The 22,634-nt window shown below is 68.0% G+C and carries 22 protein-coding genes; 13 read left to right on the top strand and 9 right to left on the bottom strand.

The features are described 5' to 3' along the window. Nucleotides 1-47: 47 nt before the first annotated feature. Nucleotides 48-1,331, bottom strand: coding sequence for an NAD(P)H-dependent oxidoreductase (locus tag ACOMD9_RS09770; RefSeq protein ID WP_421414231.1), 1,284 nt, complete (start codon nt 1,329-1,331; stop codon nt 48-50). A gap of 349 nt (nt 1,332-1,680) precedes the next feature. Here ACOMD9_RS09770 and ACOMD9_RS09765 point away from each other — a divergent pair, with 349 nt between their 5' ends. Genes ACOMD9_RS09765 through ACOMD9_RS09755 form a run of 3 tightly spaced genes read left to right on the top strand, consistent with a single transcriptional unit; the run spans nt 1,681 to nt 4,591 of the window. Next, on the top strand, nt 1,681-2,298 hold the full coding sequence (locus tag ACOMD9_RS09765; protein ID WP_421414229.1) for an NADPH-dependent FMN reductase: 618 nt from the start codon (nt 1,681-1,683) through the stop codon (nt 2,296-2,298). Between the two features lie 40 nt (nt 2,299-2,338). Then, nucleotides 2,339-4,084, top strand: a complete 1,746-nt coding sequence (locus tag ACOMD9_RS09760; RefSeq protein WP_421414226.1) for a M14 family metallopeptidase — start codon at nt 2,339-2,341, stop codon at nt 4,082-4,084. A 57-nt stretch (nt 4,085-4,141) separates the two neighbouring features. Continuing rightward, a complete protein-coding gene (locus tag ACOMD9_RS09755; protein WP_421414224.1) occupies nt 4,142-4,591 on the top strand; it encodes a GNAT family N-acetyltransferase in 450 nt (149 codons plus the stop codon). 40 nt (nt 4,592-4,631) lie between these two features. Here the strand turns inward: ACOMD9_RS09755 and ACOMD9_RS09750 are convergent, their stop codons facing one another. Both ACOMD9_RS09750 and ACOMD9_RS09745 read right to left on the bottom strand, forming a co-directional pair. Further along, on the bottom strand, nt 4,632-5,003 hold the full coding sequence (locus ACOMD9_RS09750) for a DCC1-like thiol-disulfide oxidoreductase family protein (protein ID WP_421414222.1): 372 nt from the start codon (nt 5,001-5,003) through the stop codon (nt 4,632-4,634). 48 nt (nt 5,004-5,051) lie between these two features. Further along, complete coding sequence (locus ACOMD9_RS09745; RefSeq protein ID WP_421414219.1) at nt 5,052-5,684, bottom strand: cell division protein ZipA C-terminal FtsZ-binding domain-containing protein; 633 nt, start codon at nt 5,682-5,684, stop codon at nt 5,052-5,054. 206 nt (nt 5,685-5,890) lie between these two features. Between ACOMD9_RS09745 and ACOMD9_RS09740 the strand changes: the two genes are divergently transcribed. Next, nucleotides 5,891-6,850, top strand: coding sequence for a zinc metalloprotease HtpX (locus ACOMD9_RS09740; RefSeq protein ID WP_421414216.1), 960 nt, complete (start codon nt 5,891-5,893; stop codon nt 6,848-6,850). Nucleotides 6,851-6,898: 48 nt separating this feature from the next. Here the strand turns inward: ACOMD9_RS09740 and ACOMD9_RS09735 are convergent, their stop codons facing one another. The 3 genes from ACOMD9_RS09735 to ACOMD9_RS09725 all read right to left on the bottom strand — a co-directional run bounded on the left by ACOMD9_RS09735 (nt 6,899) and on the right by ACOMD9_RS09725 (nt 10,218). Beyond that, nucleotides 6,899-7,513, bottom strand: a complete 615-nt coding sequence (locus tag ACOMD9_RS09735) for a cell wall hydrolase (RefSeq protein WP_421414214.1) — start codon at nt 7,511-7,513, stop codon at nt 6,899-6,901. A gap of 219 nt (nt 7,514-7,732) precedes the next feature. Next, a complete protein-coding gene (locus ACOMD9_RS09730; protein ID WP_421414211.1) occupies nt 7,733-8,638 on the bottom strand; it encodes a ribose-phosphate diphosphokinase in 906 nt (301 codons plus the stop codon). Continuing rightward, nucleotides 8,638-10,218, bottom strand: coding sequence for a thymidine phosphorylase family protein (locus ACOMD9_RS09725; protein WP_421414209.1), 1,581 nt, complete (start codon nt 10,216-10,218; stop codon nt 8,638-8,640). The genes ACOMD9_RS09730 and ACOMD9_RS09725 overlap by 1 nt, the downstream gene beginning before the upstream one ends. Before the next feature lie 548 nt (nt 10,219-10,766). Between ACOMD9_RS09725 and trkI the strand changes: the two genes are divergently transcribed. Genes trkI through ACOMD9_RS09710 form a run of 3 tightly spaced genes read left to right on the top strand, consistent with a single transcriptional unit; the run spans nt 10,767 to nt 14,993 of the window. Beyond that, entirely contained in the window at nt 10,767-12,248 is a 1,482-nt protein-coding gene (gene trkI, locus ACOMD9_RS09720) for a Trk system potassium transporter TrkI (RefSeq protein ID WP_421414207.1), read from the top strand. 32 nt (nt 12,249-12,280) lie between these two features. Beyond that, nucleotides 12,281-14,260 carry an ATP-binding protein gene (locus ACOMD9_RS09715; protein WP_421414204.1) on the top strand — a complete coding sequence of 660 codons (1,980 nt, stop codon included), beginning with the start codon at nt 12,281-12,283 and terminating at the stop codon, nt 14,258-14,260. Further along, entirely contained in the window at nt 14,250-14,993 is a 744-nt protein-coding gene (locus tag ACOMD9_RS09710) for a response regulator transcription factor (protein ID WP_421414201.1), read from the top strand. The genes ACOMD9_RS09715 and ACOMD9_RS09710 overlap by 11 nt, the downstream gene beginning before the upstream one ends. A gap of 108 nt (nt 14,994-15,101) precedes the next feature. On the opposite strand, the gene ACOMD9_RS09705 is transcribed toward ACOMD9_RS09710, so the two are convergent. Then, the gene (locus ACOMD9_RS09705; protein WP_421414199.1) at nt 15,102-16,049 is read right to left on the bottom strand and encodes a GGDEF domain-containing protein; all 948 of its coding nucleotides are present in this window, start codon (nt 16,047-16,049) and stop codon (nt 15,102-15,104) included. A gap of 495 nt (nt 16,050-16,544) precedes the next feature. Between ACOMD9_RS09705 and ACOMD9_RS09700 the strand changes: the two genes are divergently transcribed. Further along, nucleotides 16,545-17,741, top strand: coding sequence for an MFS transporter (locus ACOMD9_RS09700; RefSeq protein WP_421414197.1), 1,197 nt, complete (start codon nt 16,545-16,547; stop codon nt 17,739-17,741). Between the two features lie 67 nt (nt 17,742-17,808). On the opposite strand, the gene ACOMD9_RS09695 is transcribed toward ACOMD9_RS09700, so the two are convergent. Next, nucleotides 17,809-18,084: a metal-sensing transcriptional repressor gene (locus ACOMD9_RS09695; RefSeq protein WP_421414195.1), complete on the bottom strand. Its 276-nt coding sequence runs from the start codon at nt 18,082-18,084 to the stop codon at nt 17,809-17,811. A gap of 131 nt (nt 18,085-18,215) precedes the next feature. On the opposite strand from ACOMD9_RS09695, the gene ACOMD9_RS09690 reads away from it, so the two are divergent. Genes ACOMD9_RS09690 through ACOMD9_RS09680 form a run of 3 tightly spaced genes read left to right on the top strand, consistent with a single transcriptional unit; the run spans nt 18,216 to nt 20,166 of the window. After that, nucleotides 18,216-18,590 carry a hypothetical protein gene (locus ACOMD9_RS09690; protein WP_421414193.1) on the top strand — a complete coding sequence of 125 codons (375 nt, stop codon included), beginning with the start codon at nt 18,216-18,218 and terminating at the stop codon, nt 18,588-18,590. Between the two features lie 52 nt (nt 18,591-18,642). After that, nucleotides 18,643-19,377: a HupE/UreJ family protein gene (locus tag ACOMD9_RS09685; protein ID WP_465249807.1), complete on the top strand. Its 735-nt coding sequence runs from the start codon at nt 18,643-18,645 to the stop codon at nt 19,375-19,377. A gap of 15 nt (nt 19,378-19,392) precedes the next feature. Then, nucleotides 19,393-20,166 carry a hypothetical protein gene (locus tag ACOMD9_RS09680; RefSeq protein ID WP_421414191.1) on the top strand — a complete coding sequence of 258 codons (774 nt, stop codon included), beginning with the start codon at nt 19,393-19,395 and terminating at the stop codon, nt 20,164-20,166. 196 nt (nt 20,167-20,362) lie between these two features. On the opposite strand, the gene merR is transcribed toward ACOMD9_RS09680, so the two are convergent. Further along, nucleotides 20,363-20,794 (bottom strand): Hg(II)-responsive transcriptional regulator, encoded by a 432-nt coding sequence (gene merR / locus ACOMD9_RS09675; protein ID WP_421414190.1) that lies wholly within the window; start codon nt 20,792-20,794, stop codon nt 20,363-20,365. A gap of 123 nt (nt 20,795-20,917) precedes the next feature. Between merR and merF the strand changes: the two genes are divergently transcribed. Together merF and merA are read left to right on the top strand one after the other, a co-directional pair. Beyond that, nucleotides 20,918-21,160 (top strand): mercury resistance system transport protein MerF, encoded by a 243-nt coding sequence (merF, locus tag ACOMD9_RS09670; RefSeq protein ID WP_421414188.1) that lies wholly within the window; start codon nt 20,918-20,920, stop codon nt 21,158-21,160. Beyond that, a complete protein-coding gene (merA, locus tag ACOMD9_RS09665) occupies nt 21,153-22,559 on the top strand; it encodes a mercury(II) reductase (protein WP_421414186.1) in 1,407 nt (468 codons plus the stop codon). Before merF ends, merA begins: the two co-directional genes overlap by 8 nt. Nucleotides 22,560-22,634: the final 75 nt, after the last annotated feature.

Below are 22,634 nucleotides of genomic sequence, written 5' to 3'. Positions count from 1 at the left end.
TCGGGTGGCCTCCCCGGCCAGTGATCGGGAGGGGCCGGTGGCGACACTCAACTCACCGGTGGCGTGTCCCGAGCCTTGGCCTCCATCTCCTGGCGGATTCGCACGGCCTGGTTGTCCACCGGTTCGATGTCATCCCAGCTCACCATCTGGCCTGCCGGCACGTGACGCCTCATCCGCAGCCCGTGGGCCAGGCCGATCGGCAGCCCGCGCATGGCCAGCGAATCCTCGGCCCGGGCCAGACGCCCCCACACCGTGTAGCCGCCCTCCCCATCGAGCAGGTCGCCGGGGGCCAGCGCCCGCTTGGCGACGGCCACGACATCGGAGATGAATGCCATCGGCGTTCCGGTCGGCTCGCCGCGCAGGGCCGCATTGGCCACGGACACCCCCAGCTCCAGGCCGATCAGGTGCGAGGGCCGATACAGGGCCCCGTAGCGCCCGCTACGGTCAGTGGAGACCTGGTACTCACGGAAGCAACGCCGCACGTAGTCGGCACCGGCGCCGGCATCCTCCGCCGCCTCGAAGGTCACATAGACGCCCCAACGCAGATCGCCGACCACATGGCGACCATCACGCTCCTCGCTGGAGATCACCTCGACCATGCCCGCCTGCTCCAGGAGCCCGCCATCGGCCGCCGGCTTGAGGATGTCGGCGAGGTCCTGCACCCCCACCGGCGGGAACATCAGGCCCTCCTTCGGCGCCCTGAGCCCCGCGGCGTTGGAGATCGCCGCCATCTCGATGGCGGACTTGGTGCCATCCAGGAAGGAGTTGAACATCTGCGGGTTCATGCCACCCCGGGCGGCCTCCTCGGGGGTCAGCCCATAGTGGTCCCAGACGGTGTCGGGGGTCGAGGCGGAGTAGCCGGGCAGGTACTTCGTGCCCTTGCCGGCGGCCACCACGCGGAACCCGCAGGTCCTGGCCCAGTCGATCATCTCGCACACCAGCGCCGGCTGGTCGCCGTAGGCCATGGAGTAGACCAGGCCGGCCCGGTCGAACTTCTCGACCAGGTAGGCGCCGGCCAGCACATCGGCCTCGACGTTCACCATGACCAGATGGCGACCGTGCTCGGCGGCCAGCAGCGCATGCCGGATGCCCGCCGTCGGGCTGCCCGTCGAATCGATCACCACGTCCAGGCCATCCGCCCTGATCAGCGACTCGGCATCCTCGGTCAGGCAGGTCCTGCCACTCCTCGCCGCCTCATCGAACGAGCGGGTGACCACGGCGTCGACATCCCAGCCGGTATTGGCCAGGGCGGCCCGGGCACGCTCCAGGGAGAGGTCGGCGATACCCATCAGGTGCATTCCCGGCGTCATGCGCACCTGCGCCAGGAACATGGAACCGAACTTCCCGGAACCGATCAGCCCCACGCGAATCGGTTTTCCCTCTGACTGGCACCGCACAAGCCTTGCATACAGGTTCATGAGAAAACTCCATGAGCAGCGGCGAGCCGGAACCTCAGCTGCGCCGGCTGGCCTGGTAGCGGGGATCATCGGGCGATGGCGCCCCATGGCGATGTGGCAGGCCGAGTCCCGGCCAGGCAGCTGGCCCGCCCCGGGGGGATCACGCCGGTGACGGTGCGCCGGACCATGGCGACAGCGGCCTCTGGCGCCGACGGGCATTGGCGGCCACCCTTGCAGGGTAGTAGGTGAACGAAGGAGGCACTCATCCATGGAGCCCCGGGACATGATCGACCGCACCACCCCGCCCCGCATCCTGGTCTTCGCCGGCAGCGCCCGGGAAGACTCCTTCAACAAGCAGCTGGCCCGCCTGGCCGCCGACCGCATCGAGGCGCTGGGTGGCGAGCCCACCTTCATCGACCTGCGCGACTACCCGATGCCGCTCTACGACGGCGACCTGGAAGCCGAGAGCGGCCTGCCCGAGAACGCCCTGGCGCTGCGCCGGCTGCTGGCGGAGCACCAGGGGCTGCTGATCGCCTCGCCGGAGTACAACGGCTTCATCACGCCGCTGCTCAAGAACACCATCGACTGGCTCACCCGCCCCCATGACGGCGACAGCGGGCTCAAGCTGTTCCAGGGCCGGGTCGCCGCGGTGCTATCCGCCTCTCCCGGCGGGCTCGGCGGCATTCGCAGCCTGGCGCTGATCCGCCAGTTGCTGAGCAATATCGGCGTGACGGTACTGCCGGACCAGCTCGCCGTGGCCAGGGCCAGGGAGGCCTTCGACGACGACGGCAGCCTGGCCGGCGACAACCAGCAGCAGAAGCTGGACGCCATCTGCGGCCGGCTGATCGCCACGCTGGAGCGGCTCGGGGACCACGAGCGCGGGGACTCTCCTGCAAGGTGAGCCATACTGACGACGAAGCCCGTCAACCGGAGGCACCGGCATGGCGCTTGACGCACTCGATGGCCCTTTCCGTCATCGCTACCTGACCCACGAGGCGCTGACCCGACAGCTCCAGGCGTGGGCGCAGGCCCACCCCCGGCTGGCCCGCCTGCAGAGCATCGGCACCACCCCCCAGGGGCGCGACATCTGGGTGCTGACCATCGGCCCGGAGCCGGAGCGACGTCGCCCCGGGGTCTGGGTGGACGGCAACATGCACGGCACCGAGCTGGCCGGCTCCAGCGTCGCCCTGGCAGTGGCCGAGGCGGCCCTGGCGCTGCACCTCGCCCCCGAGACCCTCCCCGGTGACTGGCCCGAGCACCAGTGCCGCTTCCTGCGCGAGGTGCTGTTCCACGTCTGCCCGCGGATCTCGCCGGACGGCGCCGAGCAGGTGCTCCGCCAGGGCGGCTTCGTGCGCTCCACCCCGCGGCGCACCCCGGACAGCCCCGCCAGGCCCCACTGGTGCGTCCTGGACCTGGACGGCGACGGCCGCTGCCGCTACCTGCGTCGGCATGACGAGGCCGGTGACTTCGTCGAGTCACCCGACCATCCCGGCCTGATGCTGCCGCGCCGGGTGGAGGACCCGCCGCCCTACTGGCGGCTCTACCCCGAGGGGGTCATCGACCACTGGGACGGCGTGACCGTCCCGGAGCCCGACTGGCTCAAGGACACGCCGGACTTCAACCGCAACTTTCCCTGGGGATGGCGGCCCGAGCCGGAACAGCTCGGCGCCGGCCACTACCCGGGCGCCGAGCCCGAGACCCGGGCCGTCATCGATTTCGCCCTCGCCCACCCCGACCTCTATGCCTGGCTGAACCTGCACACCTTCGGCGGGGTCTTCATCCGCCCGCTCACCGATGCCCCCGACGGGCGCATGGACCAGCACGACCTCGCCCTCTACCGGCAGCTGGCCGCCTGGGGGCAGGCCCTGGCCGGCTACCCCACCGTCAGCGGCTTCGAGGAGTTCACCTACGAGCCCGACACCCCGCTGCATGGCGACCTCACCGACTTCGCCTATCACCAGCGTGGCTGCGTGGCCCAGGTGTGCGAACTCTGGGACCTCTTCCAGCGGCTCGGCCAGCCCAGGCCGGAGCGCTTCATCGACCACTTCACCGCCTTCGACCGCGAGGAGATGGAACGCCTGGCCCGCTGGGACCTGGGAAACAACCGGCAGCGCCTGTTCCGGCCCTGGCGGCCCCTGGACCACCCCCAGCTGGGCCCGGTGGAAGTGGGCGGGCTGGACCCGTGCATCGGCATCTGGAACCCGCCGCCGGAGTGCCTGCCGGCGATCTGCGACAACCTGGCGGCCTACTGGCTGCAGGTCGCCTCCCTCCTGCCACGGCTGGTGATCGAGAGCGTGCGCGACACGCCGCTGGGCAATGGCTATCGGGAACTCGAGGTGACGGTGGCCAACCATGGCTACCTGCCCAGCCACGGCGTTCAGGCTGCCCGCGAGCGCCCCTGGAACAGCGGCGTGGAAGCGCTGGCGACTGCCGTGGGCTGCCGGCTGCATGACCCCGGCCGGGCCCGGCAGGTGCTGGGCCACCTGGATGGCTGGGGCCGCGGGCTGGGCGACACCGCCCATATGCCCTGGTTCCAGCGCTCGCGCGGCAACACCCACCAGGCGCGAGCCCGCTGGGTCATCCTGGGCGAGGGCGAGGTGACCGTGCGGATCGGCAGTCCGCGGCTGGGTGAGGTGCACCAGACAATTCCGATCCCCGGGAGGTCCGGTGCGCCGGGACCCTGCTGAGCGGTCACGACACCTCTGCCCACGCGGTGGGGGATGCCCCAAAGGGAGGAGCATGCGATGGACATAGCACTGAAGGACATCACCCGCGAGAACTTCGAGGCCGTCATTGCGCTGGAGGTAGCGACATCGCAGCGTGACTATGTCGCTGACAATCTTTACTCCATTGCCGAATCAAGCTTACATCCCACCTATCGGCCTCGCGCCATCTATTGCGACGGGGAAGTGGTCGGCTTTCTCATGTACGAATCCTTCGAACACGACGACCGGCCGCCTGCCTACAACATCTTCCGTCTCATGGTCGACCGACACCATCAGGGAAGAGGCATCGGGCACAGGGCCATGCAGTGCGTGCTGGACGAGATCAGGGCACAGGGCCCCTTCGAGCGGATCGCGATCTGCTACGTGCCCGGCAACCAGGTCGCCCGGGACTTCTACGCCAGCCTCGGCTTCCAGGAGACGGGGCTGAGCGAGGAGACAGGCGAGGTCATCGCCGAGATCCGGGGGTGACGAGGGGCGCATCCTGCGGGGCGGGTGTGCGCCAGCCCGGTCACGGGAGACGCCCTTCCCGGGCGAGCCGCCGCCGCACCCAGCGTCGATAGGCACGTTCCAGCAACGGCTTGAGACCCGGCAGGCCGAGCAGCCAGGCCAGCGGCGCGAGTCGTGGCACCCGGCGCATCAGCAGGATGTAGGCATCGATGCCCTGCACGATGCATCCCTCGTGGTCCTCCACGTGGAGCGACAGCAGTGCCGCGCCGGGGTCGACGCCGGCGGCGCGCAGGGTCTCCTCGTTGGCGGTGACGTCGACCCACTCCACCGAGTGCGCCGCGTCACCGGCCCAACGCTCGTAGCGCGCCCTGTCGCGCCGGCAGATGGGGCAGACGGCATCGTAGTAGACCTTGAGGAGGGGCCAGTCGCGCATGATGACTCCGCTTGCCGGGCAGGCCCGGCCGCTATCGATGGCTACGCCTCAGAGCCTATCATGGCGCAGCCGCTCGATGTCATCGGGCGTGACCTCCTGGCGCCGGGCATCCAGCACCCTGCCCCCCAGGTCGGCAACCGACTGCACGAAGTCGATCAGCGCCTGGGGATCCCGAGCCACACGATGCTTGTTGATGAACTTGATCAGGATCGACACGCCGCCGACGACGGGCTGCGCCGTCCCTTCATGCAACGGCGGCAGGGTGCCGGGTGGCGAGGCGTTGGCGATGGTAAGCTCGTAGCCGGCGCGGGGTACCGGAACGAGATAGATGCCCAGCTTCGCGTCGTACCGGGCCCCTGCAGCTTCCAGCAACCCGGCGAGCCTGCGGTTGGTGTCCTCCCCCGGCCGGTCGAGCACCACGAACAGGCACTGCTGAACGCCCTTGGCAGGCTGAACGGCTCGGGCGCCCCTGGCTGGCCTGGCATCGCCAGCGTCCGGCGCCGCGCCGGCCGGCCGCCCCGCCACCCCGGGCGTCTCCGCCACGGCCGGGCTCTCCCCGGACGCCGTCTCCTGCTCCCGGGTGCCGCTGGACCGGCCCATGACATAGAGCACCGCCAAGCATGCCAAGGCGGAAAACATCGCCAGGCCGGCGAGCAGCACCACGCCGATGATCGGATTCATCCGGACTCGTCTCCTTCCCATCCCCCGCGTGCGGGGCGGTCACAGGGATATCGTCCGATCACCGACATACTTTAGAACCCCCGCCGGGACCGCCCGCCCAGGGCGCAGGTCGATGAGTCGGAGGGCTTCATTGCCGACGAGATGGCGATATGGTGGGGTGACTTGACGAAAGCAGCGTGGCTGCCCTGCACAACTCGAGGTTCGCCGTGGCAATCAGACCGGAACGGCTCTGGCGCAGCCGACTCAAGAACGGCCTGCAGACCCTGCTGATCATGGGCGCCCTGTCCCTGGTCCTGGCCGTGCCCGGTTACCTGCTGGCCGGGGGCTTCGGGGTGCTGGTGAGCCTGGGGTTCGTGGTGGCCGGGGCCTTCGCCAGCAGCTGGGTGCCGGCCCGCTTCATCCTCGCCGATGCCGGGGCCGGCCTGCTCGACCGCCACCAGGCGCCGACGCTCTATCGGGTGCTCGACGCCCTCTACCGGCGCGCCGGCCTCACCCGGGCGCCACAGCTGTTCTACGCGCCTTCGCCGGAACTCAACGCCTTCGCCGTGGGCACTCGACACGACGGCGGCATCGCCGTGACGGATGGCCTGCTGCGGACCCTGACGCTGCGCGAGCTGGCCGGGGTGCTGGCCCATGAGGTCAGCCACCTGCGCCATGGCGACACCCGGGTGATGTCCATGGCCGCGGCCATGACCCGCCTGACCCTCTGGCTGACCACGCTGCTGCAGCTCAGCCTGCTGGTGATGCTGCCGCTGATCCTGGCCGGCGAGATCCGCCTGCCCTGGGGGCTGCTGCTGGTGGTCGCCGTCTCACCGACCCTGAGCACCCTGCTCCAGCTGGCCCTCTCCCGCAATCGGGAATACACCGCCGACCTGGACGCCGTGGCCCTGACCGGCGATCCCGAGGGGCTGGCCTCTGCCCTGGCCGTGCTGGAGCATCACCACGGCCGCTGGCTGGCCACGCTGTTCGGCCGCCAACCACCCCAGGGGCTGGACTGGCTGCGCACCCACCCGCCCACCGAGGAGCGCATCCGCCGGCTGATGGCGGTCGACGAGGCGCCGGGGCAGCGCCTGCCTTCTCACCTGGAGGAGCACGCCCACGAGCCTCCCGTGATCATCGAGCGCCCCGGGCCCATGGGTCGGCGCTACTGGATCCGGCGACGTTGAGCGGGGAGCAGGGACCGGCCGCGGTATCACGGCCGAAGCGCAACGGCCCTAATGCGACGCCCCACCATACGGCTTGTAGAAGACGAACTCGCCGACCTCCACCGTCTTGATGTATTCCGCGGCCCAGGAGGGCCATACTTCCCGCTGGTGGAAGTAGAGTGCCCCACCGGTGCGGTCCGGCAGCTGCTGGTTCAGCGCCTGTCGGGCGACTTCCCGGGCGATCTCGTGGCGGTCCTCCTCCACCACGTGATCCGGACGGCCATCGCACCACCACGAGAACTGACAGGCCCCCTGCTCGGACCCCTGAGTGACGACCTCGCAGATCGTATCGGGAAAGCCCTCGTGGCCCAGCCGATTCATGACGACATTGGCGACGGCCTCCATGTCGGCAATCTCCTCCCCCTTGGCCTCCCAGTAGATGGTGCGTGACAGGCAGGTGATCGCCTCGTCCAGAGGGGCGTCACCCGACGGATCGACCGCCTGCACCTCGGGCCTCGTGATGGCCCCGGCGGGGGGAGGCGCCGCCTCGTCGCCCTCCGGCGAGGCGGCCTGCTCGAGCTCTTCCGCCTTGCTCGTGGCGGCTTCCGCACGCTCTTCCCGTATCGCTTCCCGGGCCACCACGGCGCCCTGGGCCGCGAGCAGGATCACGGCAAGGCAGGCCACTCCCCATCTCCGGCCCATTGGCAGCACCTCTCGGATGAACCGAACCCCGCACGTCACGTCCGACGAGCCTGAATCGCCACGTACACAAGAGAACCGGCCGTACCACTCGGGGCAACGGCCGGACATCTCGTGGCGGCTTCATCTTCCTTGACACGATGCTCCTTCAGTCTAGTGCGGGACCCTGAGAAGCGCTCGCCCCTGCGCGGCATGAGGGGGGCGTCATCCCGCCGGCCTCAGCACCCGGCCCAACGCCTCCGCCAGTACCGGCGCCATGGCGATGGCATTGCTGTCGTGGGCGATGCAGTCGGTGCTCCAGATCTCCCCGACGCCGGCGGCCTCGATCACGGCCAGGGCATCGCCGGCGAACAGCGCGTGGGTGATGGCCACGTCGACGGAGGCGGCACCAGCGGCAAGCACCTGCTCGGCGGCGCGGGCAATGGTGTGGCCGGAGCTCGCCACGTCGTCCATCAACACCACCCGGCGGCCGGCCAGGTCCAGGTCGGGGAGCCGGATCACCACGTCCCGGTCACCGTGGCGCTCCTTGCGGCAGACGCCATGGTCGAAGCCGGTCGCCTCGGCGGCACTGCGCACCCACTGCAGCGCCTCCTCGTCGGGGCCCAGCAGCAGCGCCTCGCGGCGTTTGCCGGCGACCAGCTCGGCCAGGCGCGGCGCCCCGGAAAGCGCAATGGCATGCTCGATGGGGATCGCCTGGTCGAGGCGGTCGATGCGGTGCAGGTGCGGGTCCACGGTGATCACGGCGTCGAACAGCTCGGCCAGGAAGCCACCGACGATTCCCTGGCTGACGACCTCGCCGGGATGGAAGGCGATGTCCTGGCGCATGTAGGCCAGGTACGGCGCCACCAGCACCAGGCGGTGCACGCCCTGGCGCCGGGCATGGCGGGCGAGCAGCAGCAGCTCGATCAGCTTGTCGTTGGGGCGGTCGAGGCTGCGGTAGATCACCAGGGTGTCGGGAAAGGTGCCGGACGCGGCGAAGGGCAGCGTGAGCTTGAGTTCCTCGTCGGGAAAGCGGTGGCAATCGACGGCATGGGCCTCCAGGCCCGCCGCCTCGGCGAGACGGCGAGCGGGCGCCGCCTCGTCGGGGAAATGGAGCAGGGCAGTGATCATCAGAACTCCACGTTCAAGCGGGTGATCTCGTCTTGCCGGCCGATGGTGATGCCATTGTCGCGTTCGCTGGACCGGTGGGCGAAGGCCAGTTCGTTGCGAAAGGCCGCATAGACCCGATAGAGCGGCTGGCCGGCGTGCACGTCGTCACCGATGCGCACGAAGACATCGACGCCGGCACCGGCGGCCTTGGGGGCCCCCGCCAGGCGGGCGATGCGCGCCAGCTTGAGGTTGTCGATGGCCGTGACGACCCCCTCCGCGGCAGCGACGACCTCGAAGCTCTTGGACGCCAGCGGGGGAGCATCCGGGTCGAAGGGCTTCTCGCCCTGGGCCCGGATGATCGCCTGCATCTTCTCCAGGGCCCGGCCGGAATCGAGAATGTCCCGGGCGATGCCGAAGCCGTCGCCACCGCGCACGTCGGGGTCGAACTCCAGCATCCGGCCGGCCAGTCGCAGCGACTTCTGCCGCAGGTCCATGGGCGCCTCGGGGTGGTTGGTGAGCACTCGCATCACGTCGCGAGCCTCCAGTACCGGGCCGATGCCGCGGCCGACGGGCTGGCTGCCATCGGTGATCACCACGTCCAGGGTCAGCCCCATGCACTTGGCGACGAACTCGAACAGCTTGCGCAGCTGGCGCGCCTCGGGCATCGAGCGCACCTTGGCGTTGGGCCCCACGGGAATGTCGAGCAGCAGGTGGCTGGAGCCGGCGGCCGACTTCTTCGAGAGGATCGAGGCGACCATCTGCCCGGGCGAGTCGATGGACAGGGGGCGCTCCACCGAGATCAGCACGTCATCGGCCGGCGAGAGCTGGCTGGTACCGCCCCAGGCCAGGCAGCCGCGGTGGGTACGCACGATATCGCCCAGGTCGTCGAAGGGCAGGTCGACGTTGGCCAGCACCTCCATGGTGTCGGCGGTGCCCGAGGGCGAGGTGATGGCCCGCGACGAGGTCTTGGGACAGAGCAGGCCGTGGGCCGCGACGATGGGCACCACCAGCATCGAGGTGCGGTTGCCGGGAATGCCGCCGATGCAGTGCTTGTCGACCACCGGGTGCTCGTGCCAGTCGAGCCGGCGACCCACACGGCCCATGGCATCGCTGAGGTAGAACACCTCCTCGCGATCCAGCTCGCCGCGGTCGCAGGCGACCACGAAGGCGGTCAGCTCGATCTTGGAGTAACGCAGCTCGGCGATGTCGCGGATGATGTCGCGGAAGTCATCGCGGGAGAGCCGCTCGCCGGCGATCTTGCGGTGCAGGGCGGGAATCGAGGTCGGCGGCTCGGCCTGGGAGACGCTGACCGGGTGGTCCTCCTCCACCCCCAACGAGGCATAGGCGTCCTCGGAGAGGCCGAGCTGGTCGCAGTCGACGATGGCGGCGTCGTCGACCACGTTGAGGCTCGCCAGGATACGCTGGCCATTGGCGCGGATCTCGACCTTGGAGAGTGCCTGGAAACCCTCGGCGCGATAGAGGTCGCACTCCCGGTGCAGGTAGGCCACGTTCTCGCGGTAGGTGTCGATGCCCACCCGCTTCAGCTTGAGCGGCGACAGGGTATCATCCAGGGCTTCGACAACGGGTCTCGTCTTCTTCACGGCAACCTTCCATGCAGCGGGAGCCGGCCACGGCCGACTCCCGGTCATTCGTTCTTGACGGATGGCCCCATCCTAGCAGCGCCTCGCAGGGGCGTCATTCGGGCGCGGCACGAGCCCCTCCCGGCGAAGACGCCGACCTCGCCACAGGGACCCGCCGCCACACCGTGACTAGCCGTGCGAGGGCGCTGCCCTGCATTGGCCAAGGGGCTGCGAATACAGTGCCTGGGACAAGCGTTCGGCCAGTTCCGCGGCACCGTTCAGGGAGGTGTCGGGGCGTGCCAGGGCAAACTCCCCGTCCAGCTCGAAGCGGGCACGATCACGCCGGCATGAAGGAGCGACTTCTCTCGTTGAAGGCGGACCTGAACCAGGGGGAAGGCCAGGAAAGCCATACCTCGGTAGCGAGCTCCCACTGCGGTGGGCAGCATGCCCGATGCGACAGGAAGCCGGGCCGCTCCTGGCCAGAATCTTTACGGATTTTTTAGCATTGCCTGTGGTGCCATGGTTGCCATCGAACGTCCGGGGGACGGCGTGACAGGCGGGTCGATACCATGGCGAGTCGTTGGCAAGAGGTTCACGAGCAGTGGCGCAACTGGGCGCCGATCCTCAAGGTGCTCTCGGTGCTCTGGCTGGTGCTTGCGGCCTTCATGGCCGTGCCCTGGCTGGTACTGGTGCTCGAGGAGGAGTCAGATGCGTGGGCGTTCGCCCAATCCATCGGCATCGTGCTGGGCGCGGTGGTCTTGAGCGGGCTGGCGACCCTGGGCATCGAGATCGCCTTGAAGCCGTGGCAGATGTTTCTGGTGACCTCCCTCAGCTGGATCAGCATCAGCACCCTCGCCAGCCTGCCGCTGGTACTGGGGGCGCCTCAGCTCACCTTCACGAATGCAGTATTTGAATCGGTGTCGGCCATCACCACCACCGGCTCCACCATACTGGAAGGCATCGAGAGTCTTTCCGATGGCCTCAAGCTGTGGCGGGGCATGATGCAGTGGCTGGGTGGCATCGGCATCATCGTGATGGGCATCGCCATCCTGCCTTTCCTCAAGGTGGGCGGCATGCGGCTCTTCCATACCGAGTCCTCCGACTGGTCCGACAAGGTCATGCCGCGCACCGGTGGCATCGCCAAGGCCACCCTGTCGATCTACGTGGGCTTCACCCTGGTGGCCATGTCGGGCTACTGGCTCGGCGGGATGACGCCGCTGGATGCCGTGGTGCATGCCATGACGTCGCTGGCGACCGGTGGATTCGCCAACTCGGATGCTTCCTTTGGTGCCTATGCCGATCAGCCCCAACTGCTCTGGATGGGCTCGCTGTTCATGCTGATGGGCGCACTGCCCTTCGTGCTCTACATCCGCTTCCTGCGCGGCTCGCGGATGGCGCTTTGGCGAGATCAGCAGGTTCAGGGCCTGCTGGTACTGCTGCTGGTCGTGATCCTGTTCCTGACCGGGTGGCGTATGTGGCTCGGGACCCCTCCCTTCGATGCCCTGACCCAGGTCGCCTTCAACGTCATCTCCGTGGTGACCACCACCGGCTATGCATCCGATGACTACACCGCCTGGGGAGCGCTGTCGGTCGTGGCCTTCTTCTATCTGACCTTCGTGGGTGGCTGCAGTGGTTCCACCAGCGGGGGAATGAAAATCTTCCGCTTCCAGGTATCGGCACTGCTGCTGCGCAACCAGCTCCGCTATCTGATCCATGCCAGCGGTGTCTTTCCCAACCGCTACAATGGCCAGCCGATCACCGACGAGATCACCCGTGGCGTGGTGGCCTTCTCGTTCTTCTTCTTTCTTACCATCGCCGGGCTGGCTCTCGGCCTGGCGATGATGGGGCTCGATATCGTGACAGCCCTGTCGGGGGCGGCCACCGTCGTGGCCAACGTGGGGCCTGGGCTGGGCGATACTATCGGCCCGGCCGGCAACTTCGCGCCGCTGCCCGATGCTGCCAAGTGGCTGCTGTGTGTGGGGATGCTGATGGGCAGGCTGGAGATTCTGACGGTGCTGGTATTGTTGACGCCGATGTTCTGGCGGCGCTAGGTGGGTTTCCCAGGCGAACCCGGGGAGAGAACATGCAAGAGAGCGTAGAGAAGGTGCCCAAGGGTGTGGAACGTCTCGCTCCTGTTCGGCTGCTGGTGGCGCTGAGCGGCGGGGCCGAGGATGCCGCCCTGGTGCGCACGGCCCATCGACTGGCGGTGCGAGACGGGGTGAACTGGTGCGCGGCCTATGTGGACAGCGGACGCGAGGATCCCCATCGGCGCGAAGTGCTGGAGCGAGACTTTGCCCAGGTGCAACGGCTGGGCGGGGAGACTCGGGTCATCGCGGGCCAGGAACGTGCCCGGGAACTGGCGGCCCTGGCCAGGGAGCTCAAGGTGGCCACTCTGCTGGTGGGCCACGCACGCCCCTCCGGCTGGCGAATCTGGCGCCGACCGGTAGCGGAGCGGCTGGCTCGCCTGGGCGGGCCTTTCGATCTGGTGGTCGTGGCCGAAGCGCGTCAGCGGCCTCGCTTCCAGCCCCGTCGCCGCGAGATCCTGTGGCGCTGGCGTGATCCGTTCATCGCAGCTGCATCGACTCTGGCTGCCCTGGTGCTCGCCGCCGGGCTGGAGTCCTGGCTGGAGCTGGGCAACCTGTCGCTGCTGTTTCTCGGTGCGGTGCTGGTCAGTGCGACGCTGGCGGGCACCCGCTCGGCCATGCTGGCCGCGCTGCTGGGCTTCGTCGGCTTCAACTTCTTCCTCACCGACCCACGCCACTCCCTGGCCATGGTGGAGCAGGATCAGGTGGTGACCGTCGTCGTCTACCTGCTGGTGGCGGTAGTCGTGGGGCAACTCGCGGGCAGTGCGCGCAAGAGACTGCTGGCCCTGCGCGCCAGCCGTGAGCAGACCTACCAGCTGCTGGCCTTTTCGCGAGAGCTGGCGATGGCAACGCATCGTGAGCAGGTCGAAGCGGCAGGCGTGGCGACCCTGATGCGCTGGCTCGGCTGCCCGGTGGTCATGCTGGGTGCTGCCGACGCATCAGGAGACATGACGCCCACGCACAGCGCCCCGGAGGGTGCATCACTGGATGCCGGGGCTAGAACGGCCGTGGCCTGGAGCCGTCTCCACCTCCGCCCCAGCGGCAAGGGAACCCAGCAGCCGATGGACACGGACTGGCAGGTCATCCCGCTGCTGGAACAGGATCGGCTGGTCGCCTTGGTGGGCCTGGGCCTGGGTCAGCGGAGCCGCCCTCCCTCGCCGGACGAGGAGGGGCATATCGATGCCATGCTGCGTTTGCTGGCCCTGGCGCTGGAGCGTACGCGTCTGGTGGCCGATCTGGAGGCCTCGCGGCTCTCCGAGGAGAACGAGCGGCTGCGCTCGGCGCTGCTCTCCTCGGTTTCCCACGACCTGCGAACGCCGCTTGCATCGATCATAGGCTCGGCGAGCACCCTGCGCGACCTGAATGACCAGCTCAGCGATTCCGACCGCGCCGAGCTGCTTGATGGCGTCCTCACTGAAAGCGAGCGACTGGATCGCTATATCCAGAACCTGTTGGACATGACCCGACTGGGCCAGGGCGGGCTGAAGCTGGAACGCGACTGGATCTCCCTGGATGATCTGGTAGCCAGTGCCCTCAGGCGACTGTCACCCCTGCTGCAGGGCTTGGAGGTGCAGCGGGAATGGCCTGCCGACCTGCCGCTGCTGCATGTGCATCCGGCGCTGATCGAGCAGGCGCTGGTCAACGTCATCGAGAACGCCGCACGCTTCTCGCCCCCCGGTGGTGTGCTGAGAATCGAGGCTGGGCTCGACTCGGGGGAACTCTGGCTCTCGGTCATCGACCAGGGACCCGGCATCGAGCCGCATCTGCGTGAGCGAGTTTTCGACATGTTCATCACCGGCGGCGAAGGGGACCGCGGACGTCACGGCAGCGGGCTCGGGCTGGCCATCTGCCGCGGCATGCTGGGTGCCCACGCCGGCACCATCGCCGCCGAGCCGGGCCCCGGGGGACAGGGCACGCGCATCGTGATGCATCTGCCCCTACCCGACGACATGGAGGCGAGCAACGACCATGCCGACTGAACCCCGACGCATCCTGGTGATCGACGATGAGCCGCAGATACGCCGCTTCCTTCGCATCAGCCTGGCCTCCCAGGGCTTCGTGGTTCACGAGGCAGCAAGTGGCCGGGAGGGGCTCGCGATGGCGCTCGAGGAGGTACCCGACCTGGTGCTGCTGGACCTGGGTCTGCCCGACATGGATGGCCAGGCAGTGCTGGATCGCCTGCGAGCGCGCAGCCAGGTGCCGGTGATCGTGGTCTCGGTACGGGGGCAGGAAACCGAGAAGGTGCGTGCCCTGGATCACGGCGCCAATGACTATGTCACCAAGCCCTTCGGTATCCAGGAGTTGCTGGCCCGCATCCGCGCACTGATGCGCCATCGTCAGCAGGCACCCTTGTCCTCGACGGGAGGCTGCTATCGCCGCGGTGCCCTGGTGATCGACCTGGCCGTCCGGCGCTTGTGGCTTGATGGGGCGCCCGTGCACCTGACACCCAAGGAGTATGCGGTGCTGGAGCGGCTCTGCCGCCATTCTGGAAGGGTAGTGACCCAGACCCAGTTGCTGCGCGAAGTGTGGGGCCCCTCACACGTCGAGGATACCCACTACCTGCGCATCGTGATCAGCAAGTTGCGCCACAAGCTTGGCGACGACCCGAAGTCCCCCCGGCTACTGCAGACCGAGGCCGGAATCGGTTATCGCCTTCAGGTCGAGCCTGATGACGCCCATGCCCCCGACGTCGAGACGCAGAGCACCTCTTGAAGATCATCATTCCCGGCGCCGGCCAGATCGGCGGCACCCTGGCCCGCCAGGAGAGCGACATCCGCGGGGGAGGATAGAGAAGGCATTCCGCAGCAACGGCGCAGGCGGCTACGCCGGGCCCAAGGCCGTGCAGACCCGGTCTCGCCCCTGACGCTTGGCGCGATACATCGCCTGGTCGGCCGACTTGAGTAGCTCATCCAGGACGACCTCGCCACAGGGACCCGCCGCCACTCCGAAGCTTGCCGTGCCGCCAAGGGGCTGCCCCGCGTAGGCCAGGGGCTGCGAATGCAGCGCCAGGCGCAGGCGTTCGGCCAGTTCCGCGGCGTCGTTCAGGGAGGTACCGGGGAGCGCCAGGGCAAACTCCTCGCCGCCGAAGCGGCACAGGATATCCCCGCTGCGCAGCTCGGCCCGGAAGCGCCTGGCCACCTCGCGCAGGACATGATCACCGGCCGCATGGCCATGGGTATCGTTGATCGACTTGAAGTGGTCCAGGTCGATCAGCATCACGGCGAAGGAGTCCCCGGGCGGGAGACGCGCCAGCTGCTCATGGCAGGCCGCGAAGAAGGCGCGCCGATTGAGCAGCTGGGTCAGCTCATCGCGATAGGCCAGCCTCTCGATTCGCTGATGCGAAGCCTTCAGGGCATCCTCCAGCGCCTTGCGCTCGGTGATATCGGTGGCGATCTCGACCCTCACCAGGCGCCCATCGCTCCACACGATGGCCTGATCGCGACACTGGTACCAGCGACCATCCTGGGTGTTCTGGAACTCCCACGCCACGGCGGGGCCGGGGCGTCCCTGCTCATCCAGCAGCCGGGAATTGTTGCAGAACGCGCAGGGCCCGCTCTGGCCCTCCTGCAGCACCTCCCAGCACTTGCGACCGTTCGGCTCTCCCCACTGCTGACGCCCGTAGGCATTCAGGAAAATTAGATCATGGGAGCGCATGTCACTGGCATAGACCGCCGCATCCAGGCTATCGAGAATACGCAGCAGGTCCTCGGCACCGGGCGACGCCGTGGTGTCCTCGGAAACCTGGAGCGAAGGGATCTTGCGGGTCATGGGCTGCCTTGAGGGATACCGGCCATGGGCCATCGTCGACGATCACGCCACTATGGCAGCCGGTTTCGTTGATTGCCATTGGACCTCGGGACAGGCTCCCGCGCCAGGGGAATGACCGCGCAAGACTCGCATATCCCTTGTGCATCCGGCTGCCTTCGGCCGAGGCTGTCTGCTGCTGCGCACGACAGGGTCGCTTTCTTTACTCGCAGTGACCGCCTCCAGGAAGCCCTGAAGGGGCGGTTTCCCGTAAAGACATCGCGTAAACCTTTCTGCGTACAGGAAAGATATGTTTTCTAAAGGGTATGTCCGCCGCAAATGAGACGTGCCTGACGGGGGCTCCGACGCTCCCGCATGAGGCACGCAGTCGTCCCGACTTGCCCTGCATCAATTGTCCTCCTGGTTAGCAGGGGCTAGGCTACTCATATCCCCCCCAGGGGGATATGGATCGACATGCCTGGTGGTGGTTATTGGCCACCCCCCGCCAAGAGGGTTCGTATGGAGCTGTTCCGGGATCGGCGCTATCGCCACCTCTTCTCCGCTCAGGTCATTGCCCTGATCGGCACCGGGCTGACCACGGTCGGCCTGGCGCTGCTGGCCAGCGAGCTGGCCGGGGAGCGCGCCGGCGAGGTGCTGGGCACGGCGCTGGCCATCAAGATGATCGCCTATGTGGGCATCGCCCCGGTGGTCGGCGCCTATGCCACCCGGCTGCCAAGGCGCGCCCTGCTGGTCACCCTCGACCTGCTGCGCGCCGCGGCGGTGGTGAGCCTGCCGTTCGTCACCGCGGTGTGGCAGATCTACCTGCTGATCTTCCTGCTCAACGCCTGCTCGGCGGGCTTCACACCGGTCTTCCAGGCCACGATTCCCGACATCTTCGAGGACGAGCGCCGCTACACCCAGGCGCTCTCCCTGTCGCGCCTCGCCTATGACCTGGAGAACCTGCTGAGCCCGCTGCTCGCCGCGCTGCTGCTGGTGGTGATCTCCTTCAGCCTGCTGTTCGTGCTGAATGCGGCGGCCTTCCTGCTCTCGGCGCTACTGGTGGTGAGCGTATCGCTGCCCTCGCCGCACCCGCAGACGGCCGTTGGCGGGGTCTGGGCCAGGCTGACCCAGGGCATGGCCCGCTATCTGCACACCCCGCGACTGCGCGGGCTGCTGGCCCTCAACATGGCGGTGGCCGCGGCCGGCGCCATGCAGATCGTCAATACCGTGGTCTACGTGCGCCACGCGCTGGGCATGGGGGAGACCCATGTGGCCATCGCCTTCGCGGCGGCAGGCGGCGGCTCGATGGTCGTCGCCCTCACCCTGCCCAGGATACTGGAGCGCCTGGAGCAGCGGCCGGTGATGCTGGCGGGTGGCCTGCTGATGAGTGCCAGCCTGATGGCGGGCCTGGTGGCGCCGGGCTTCGCGCTGTTGCTGCTGCTGTGGTTCGTGCTGGGCGCCGGGGCCTCGCTGGTGATGACGCCCACCGGCCGGCTGCTCAAGCAGTCCTGCCGGGCCGAGGAGCGCCCGGCCCTGTTCGCCGCCCAGTTCTCGCTCTCCCATGCCTGCTGGCTGATGGCCTATCCGCTGGCCGGCTGGCTGGGGAGCACCCTGGGCATGATGACTGCCTTCGCGGCCCTGGCCATCCTGGCCCTGGCCGCCACCCTGCTGGCCGCGCGTCTGTGGCCGGCGGAAACGGCAGAAGCGCGCGCCTGAGCAGGAGAGGCATGCCCTGCCGTCGACGGTGGAAGGACAGGTGGAGCCGGCGGGACCGGTCACGCCACTACAGATAGCGGACGATGGCCTTGAACTCCTCGATATGGGCCTGCTGGACCTGCGTCCTGTCGCCGATGGCCTCGTCCAGGCAGTGGTCGATGTGATCCTGCACCAGGGTCCGCTTGGCCTGCTGGATGGCCTTCTCGACGGCATGCAGCTGCTGGGCGATATCCAGGCAGGGGCGGCCGTCCTCGATCATCCGGGTGACGCTCTGCAGGTGGCCCCGGGCGCGGTTGAGCCGCTTGATGATGTCGGGGTGGCTCTCGTGGGCATGTGGTGGCATCTTCGGCTCCCTGGCGTTGTTCCTATCCCCATGGGGAGGATGTTAAGCTCCTGCCGGCAGCGTGCCAATACCGCCCGTCGCGGCCTGGCACCTGCGTTCCCGGTTTCCGCTCTCATTTTGGTTGGCTTTTCATGCTCCACCGGCTGCGCCATCGCCTCGGCTACCTGATCCTGCTGCTGCTGTTCGTGCCCGGCCTGGTCCTGACCACTGCCGGCGAGGCGCTTGCCCATGGGCCGCTGAGCGCGGCAGCGATCGAGGCGGCGCAACAGGAGGCGGAAAGGGACAGCCATGGGCACTCCCATGTCCATGAGCATGACCACGGGGACGGCCGCCACCTTCACCACGACAGCGGCAGCCACTTCCACGAGACGGCGGATCGCCTCGGCACTGGCGTCAGCCTGGCGCCGGGGTTCCGTGACGCCCCGCGGACGATCGCCCGGCATGGCGTCCCGCTGCGCCGCGTCTATCGCCTGGAACGCCCCCCACGGCCGGCCATCGCTGGATGACCGGGGCCGTCCGCCGGACGGCCGATACCCAAGACAGACCCGTGGAGGTTTCATGTTCCCATCCCGAATGGGGGATGCGCTGGGCTTGCCTGACAAGGCCCGACGCCATGCCCTGACCCTGCTCACGCTGCTGGTGCTGCTCCTGGGAGCCAGCGGTGATGCCCTTGCCCACGCCGTTGCCGAGGGCGACAAGGGCTATATCCAGGAAATTTATGGCGTTCACCTGATCTCGTTCGTCTACCTCGGTGCCAAGCACATGGTGACCGGGTACGACCACATCCTGTTTCTGCTGGGGGTGATCTTCTTCCTCTACCGGATGCAGCACATCGCCATCTACGTCAGCCTCTTCGCCATCGGTCACTCCACGACCATGCTGCTGGGGGTCTACTACAACATTGGCATCAACAGCTACCTCATCGATGCCATCATCGGGCTCTCCGTCGTCTACAAGGCGCTGGACAACATCGGTGCCTACCAGCGCTGGTTCGGCGTTCAGCCCAACACCAAGGCGGCGACGCTGATCTTCGGCCTGTTTCACGGCTTCGGCCTGTCGAGCAAGATCATCGAGTACGAGATCTCGCCTGATGGCCTGGTGCCCAACCTGCTGGCGTTCAACGTCGGGGTGGAGGTCGGTCAGCTGCTGGCCCTGAGCGCCATCCTCATCGTCATGGGCTTCTGGCGGCGCACCGCCGGTTTCCTGCGCCACGCCTACACCGCCAACGTCGCCATGATGTGCGCCGGTTTCATGCTGGTCGGCTACCAGCTCACCGGCTATTTCGTCGTCTGATTCAGGGAGTCTCCGATGTACAACACCGATCTACCCACCCGGGCCGAGCTGCCCTCGACCGGCAAGCTGATCCGTTCCACCCTGGTGGCCGCCGTGGTGGCCGTCGCCCTGCTGGTGACCGTGGTGCTGCCGGCGGAGTACGCCATCGACCCCACCGGCGCTGGGCGCCTGCTGGGCCTGACCGAGATGGGGGAAATCAAGCTGCAGCTGGCCGAAGAGGCCGAGCTCGACCGGGCGGCGACACAGGCCGCCGCGGACGAGGCGCCCCCGGCCGTGCCGGAACAGCAGACCCAGGCCTCGGCGGAGAGCCAGGTCGCTGCCGAAACCTCCCCCGAGATCACCCCCGAGCCGCCGACTATCGCTTCAAACAGCGAGGCTGAGCCGGCCCAAGACGCGGCACAACCCGAGGCCAGCCAAGCATTGGCTGACGCCTCCTCCCAGGAAGAGGCTTCGGCAGCGAACGGGGCAGTGGCCACCTGGCGTGATGAGGTGAGCTTCACCCTGACGCCGGGCGAAGGCACCGAGTACAAGCTGACCATGGAAGAGGGTGCTGTCGCGACGTTCGCCTGGTCGTCCGACGGGGGGCCGATCAACTTCGACACCCACGGTGACGGCAACGGCAACTCGATCAGCTACGAGAAGGGCCGTGGCGTGCCCGAAGACGAGGGCGAGTTGGAAGCGGCCTTTACCGGCAACCACGGCTGGTTCTTCCGCAACCGCAATGACAACGAGGTGACCGTGGTGCTGCGCATTGGCGGTGACTACGGGGAGCTGAAGCGCATGCTGTGAGCCCGGGCAAGGCCCACGTCGCCTCGGCCGCCAGGCCGAGGCGACGCTTCTTCCGCCGGCGACCACAGCACCAGGACGACTTCCCTGCTTCTCCTACCGATCCCGATCCCCCTTCCTGAGCCTCCTCGCTTCCCTGACTCTCCCCCCTTCCGGCCTCGCTGCCAACATGAGGGTTTCAAGAAAACCTGAGATACCTTCATCCTGGGGTTCGGGTTTTCCCGATTCCTTCATGCAACGACGCGATCAGCGGGCAGGTGACGTTGCCTTGCCGGGCATGGCAGCGGGCCACCATGTCACTCAACACCCTCTCGATCTGCTGCAGCCTGTCAAGCTTTTCGCGCACGTCCCGCAACTTGTGCTCGGCGAGCTCGCTGGCTTCCTGGCAATGGGTGCCATCCTCCAGCCGGAGCAGGTCACCGATCTCGTCGAGGCTGAAGCCCAGCTGCTGCGCCGTCTTCACGAACGTCAGCCTGTCGATATCGGCAGCGCCATAGCGTCGAATGCCCCCCGGAGGTCGTTCGGGCTCCATCAACAGGCCGCGCCGCTGGTAATAGCGGATGGTTTCCACATGAACGCCCGCCGCCCTGGCCAGGCCACCGATGGTCAGTGAATCCAACTCGTTCGCCATGCACCTTGACTCCGTAGCTGACTACGGAAGTAACCTTATCCCGGCAAACATCGCACATGAAAGGGAGACGACATGCCGGCATCGAAATCGGGCCGTGGTCCCTTGGCCTCCGGCAGGAGGCCTGTGCTGCTGCGTGTGGGCGTGGTCGGCACCGTGCTGGTGGCGCTGTGCTGCTTCACGCCGATCCTGGTGATCCTGCTGGGCAGCGTGGGATTGGCGGCGCTCACCGGCCACCTGGACCTCGTGCTGCTGCCCGCCCTGGCCGGCTTCATCGGCCTTACCGCCTATGCGCTGTGGTGCAGGAAACGAGCCGATGCCTGCTGTCGCAATGCTTCCAGAGACTCAAGGAGCTCCCCGAATGCGTGATGACAAGGCCCTGCACATCGCCGTGATCGGCAGCGGTGGAGCGGCCATGGCCGCTGCCCTCAAGGCCGTCGAGCGCGGCGCGCGGGTCACCCTGATCGAACGTGGCACTCTGGGGGGGACATGCGTGAACATCGGCTGCGTGCCCTCGAAGATCCTGATCCGCGCCGCCCATATCGCCCATCTGCGTCGGGTGAGCCCCTTCGATGCGGCGCTGAGCGTGCAGGCGCCGGTGGTGGATCGGGCGAAACTGCTCGCGCAGCAGCAGGCGCGAGTCGAGGCGCTGCGCGAAGCCAAGTACGCGAGCATCCTGCGCGACCACCCGGCGATCACGGTGCTCGATGGTGAGGCTCGCTTCGTCGATGCCCACCGCCTGGCGGTCACGCTGAACGACGGCGGCGAGCGCACCATCGACTTCGATCGCGCCCTCATCGGCACCGGGGCGCGTCCTGCCGTGCCGCCGGTGCCGGGGCTTGCCGACACGCCCTACCTGACCTCCACCAGCGCCCTGGCACTCGACACCCTCCCCGAACGATTGATCGTGATCGGCGCCGGCTTCGTCGCCCTGGAGCTGGCCCAGGCCTTCGCCCGGCTGGGCAGTCGGGTCACCGTGCTGGCTCGCAGCCGCCTGCTGTCCGCCGAGGATCCCGCCATCGGCGAGGCCGTCGAGACCGCATTCGCGCGCGAGGGCATCGAAGTCCTCGAGCAGACCCAGGCCAGCCGCGTGGACCACGTCGACGACGAGTTCGTGCTGGCGACCAACGCCGGCACCCTGCGGGCGGACCAGTTGCTGATCGCCACCGGCCGCACCCCCAACACCGAGGCCCTGAACCTGGAGAGCATCGGCGTGGCCACCGTGCAGGGGGCGATTCGGGTGGACGATCGCCTGCGCACCACGGTGGTAAACATCCATGCCGCCGGTGACTGCACCGAGCTGCCCGAGTTCGTCCATGTCGCCGCCGCTGCCAGCAGCCGTGCCGCCATCAACATGACCGGCGGCGAGGCACGCCTGGACCTCGGCGCCATGCCGGGGGTGATGTTCACCGACCCCCAGGTGGCCACCGTGGGCCTGACGGAGGCCCAGGCGATCGAACAGGGCATCGCGGTCGAGACCCGTACCCTCGAGCTGGAGAACGTGCCGCGGGCGCTGGTGAACTTCGATACCCTGGGGTTCATCAAGATGGTCGCCGAACGCGATACCGGACGCTTGCTGGGCGTGCAGGCGGTGGCGGGAGAAGCCGGTGAGCTGATCCAGGCGGCGGTGCTGGCGTTGCAGGCGCGCATGACAGTCGAGGCGATCGGCGACGAGCTGTTTCCGTACCTGACCATGGTGGAAGGTCTCAAGCTCTGCGCCCAGACCTTCACCAAGGACGTGAAGCAGCTGTCCTGCTGTGCAGGGTAAGATCAGGCGGCATGCGCTGGCGGCATGGCAGCGCGGGAGCCGTTGCGAGGCAAGGGCATGAGTGGCGGGCAGCGG

The sequence above is a fragment of the Halomonas terrestris genome, from assembly GCF_049166755.1.
In the GTDB taxonomy this organism is placed as follows: Bacteria; Pseudomonadota; Gammaproteobacteria; order Pseudomonadales; family Halomonadaceae; genus Halomonas.
Note: the sequence above shows the minus strand (reverse complement) of the source record. Positions and strands in the feature narration are given on the sequence as shown.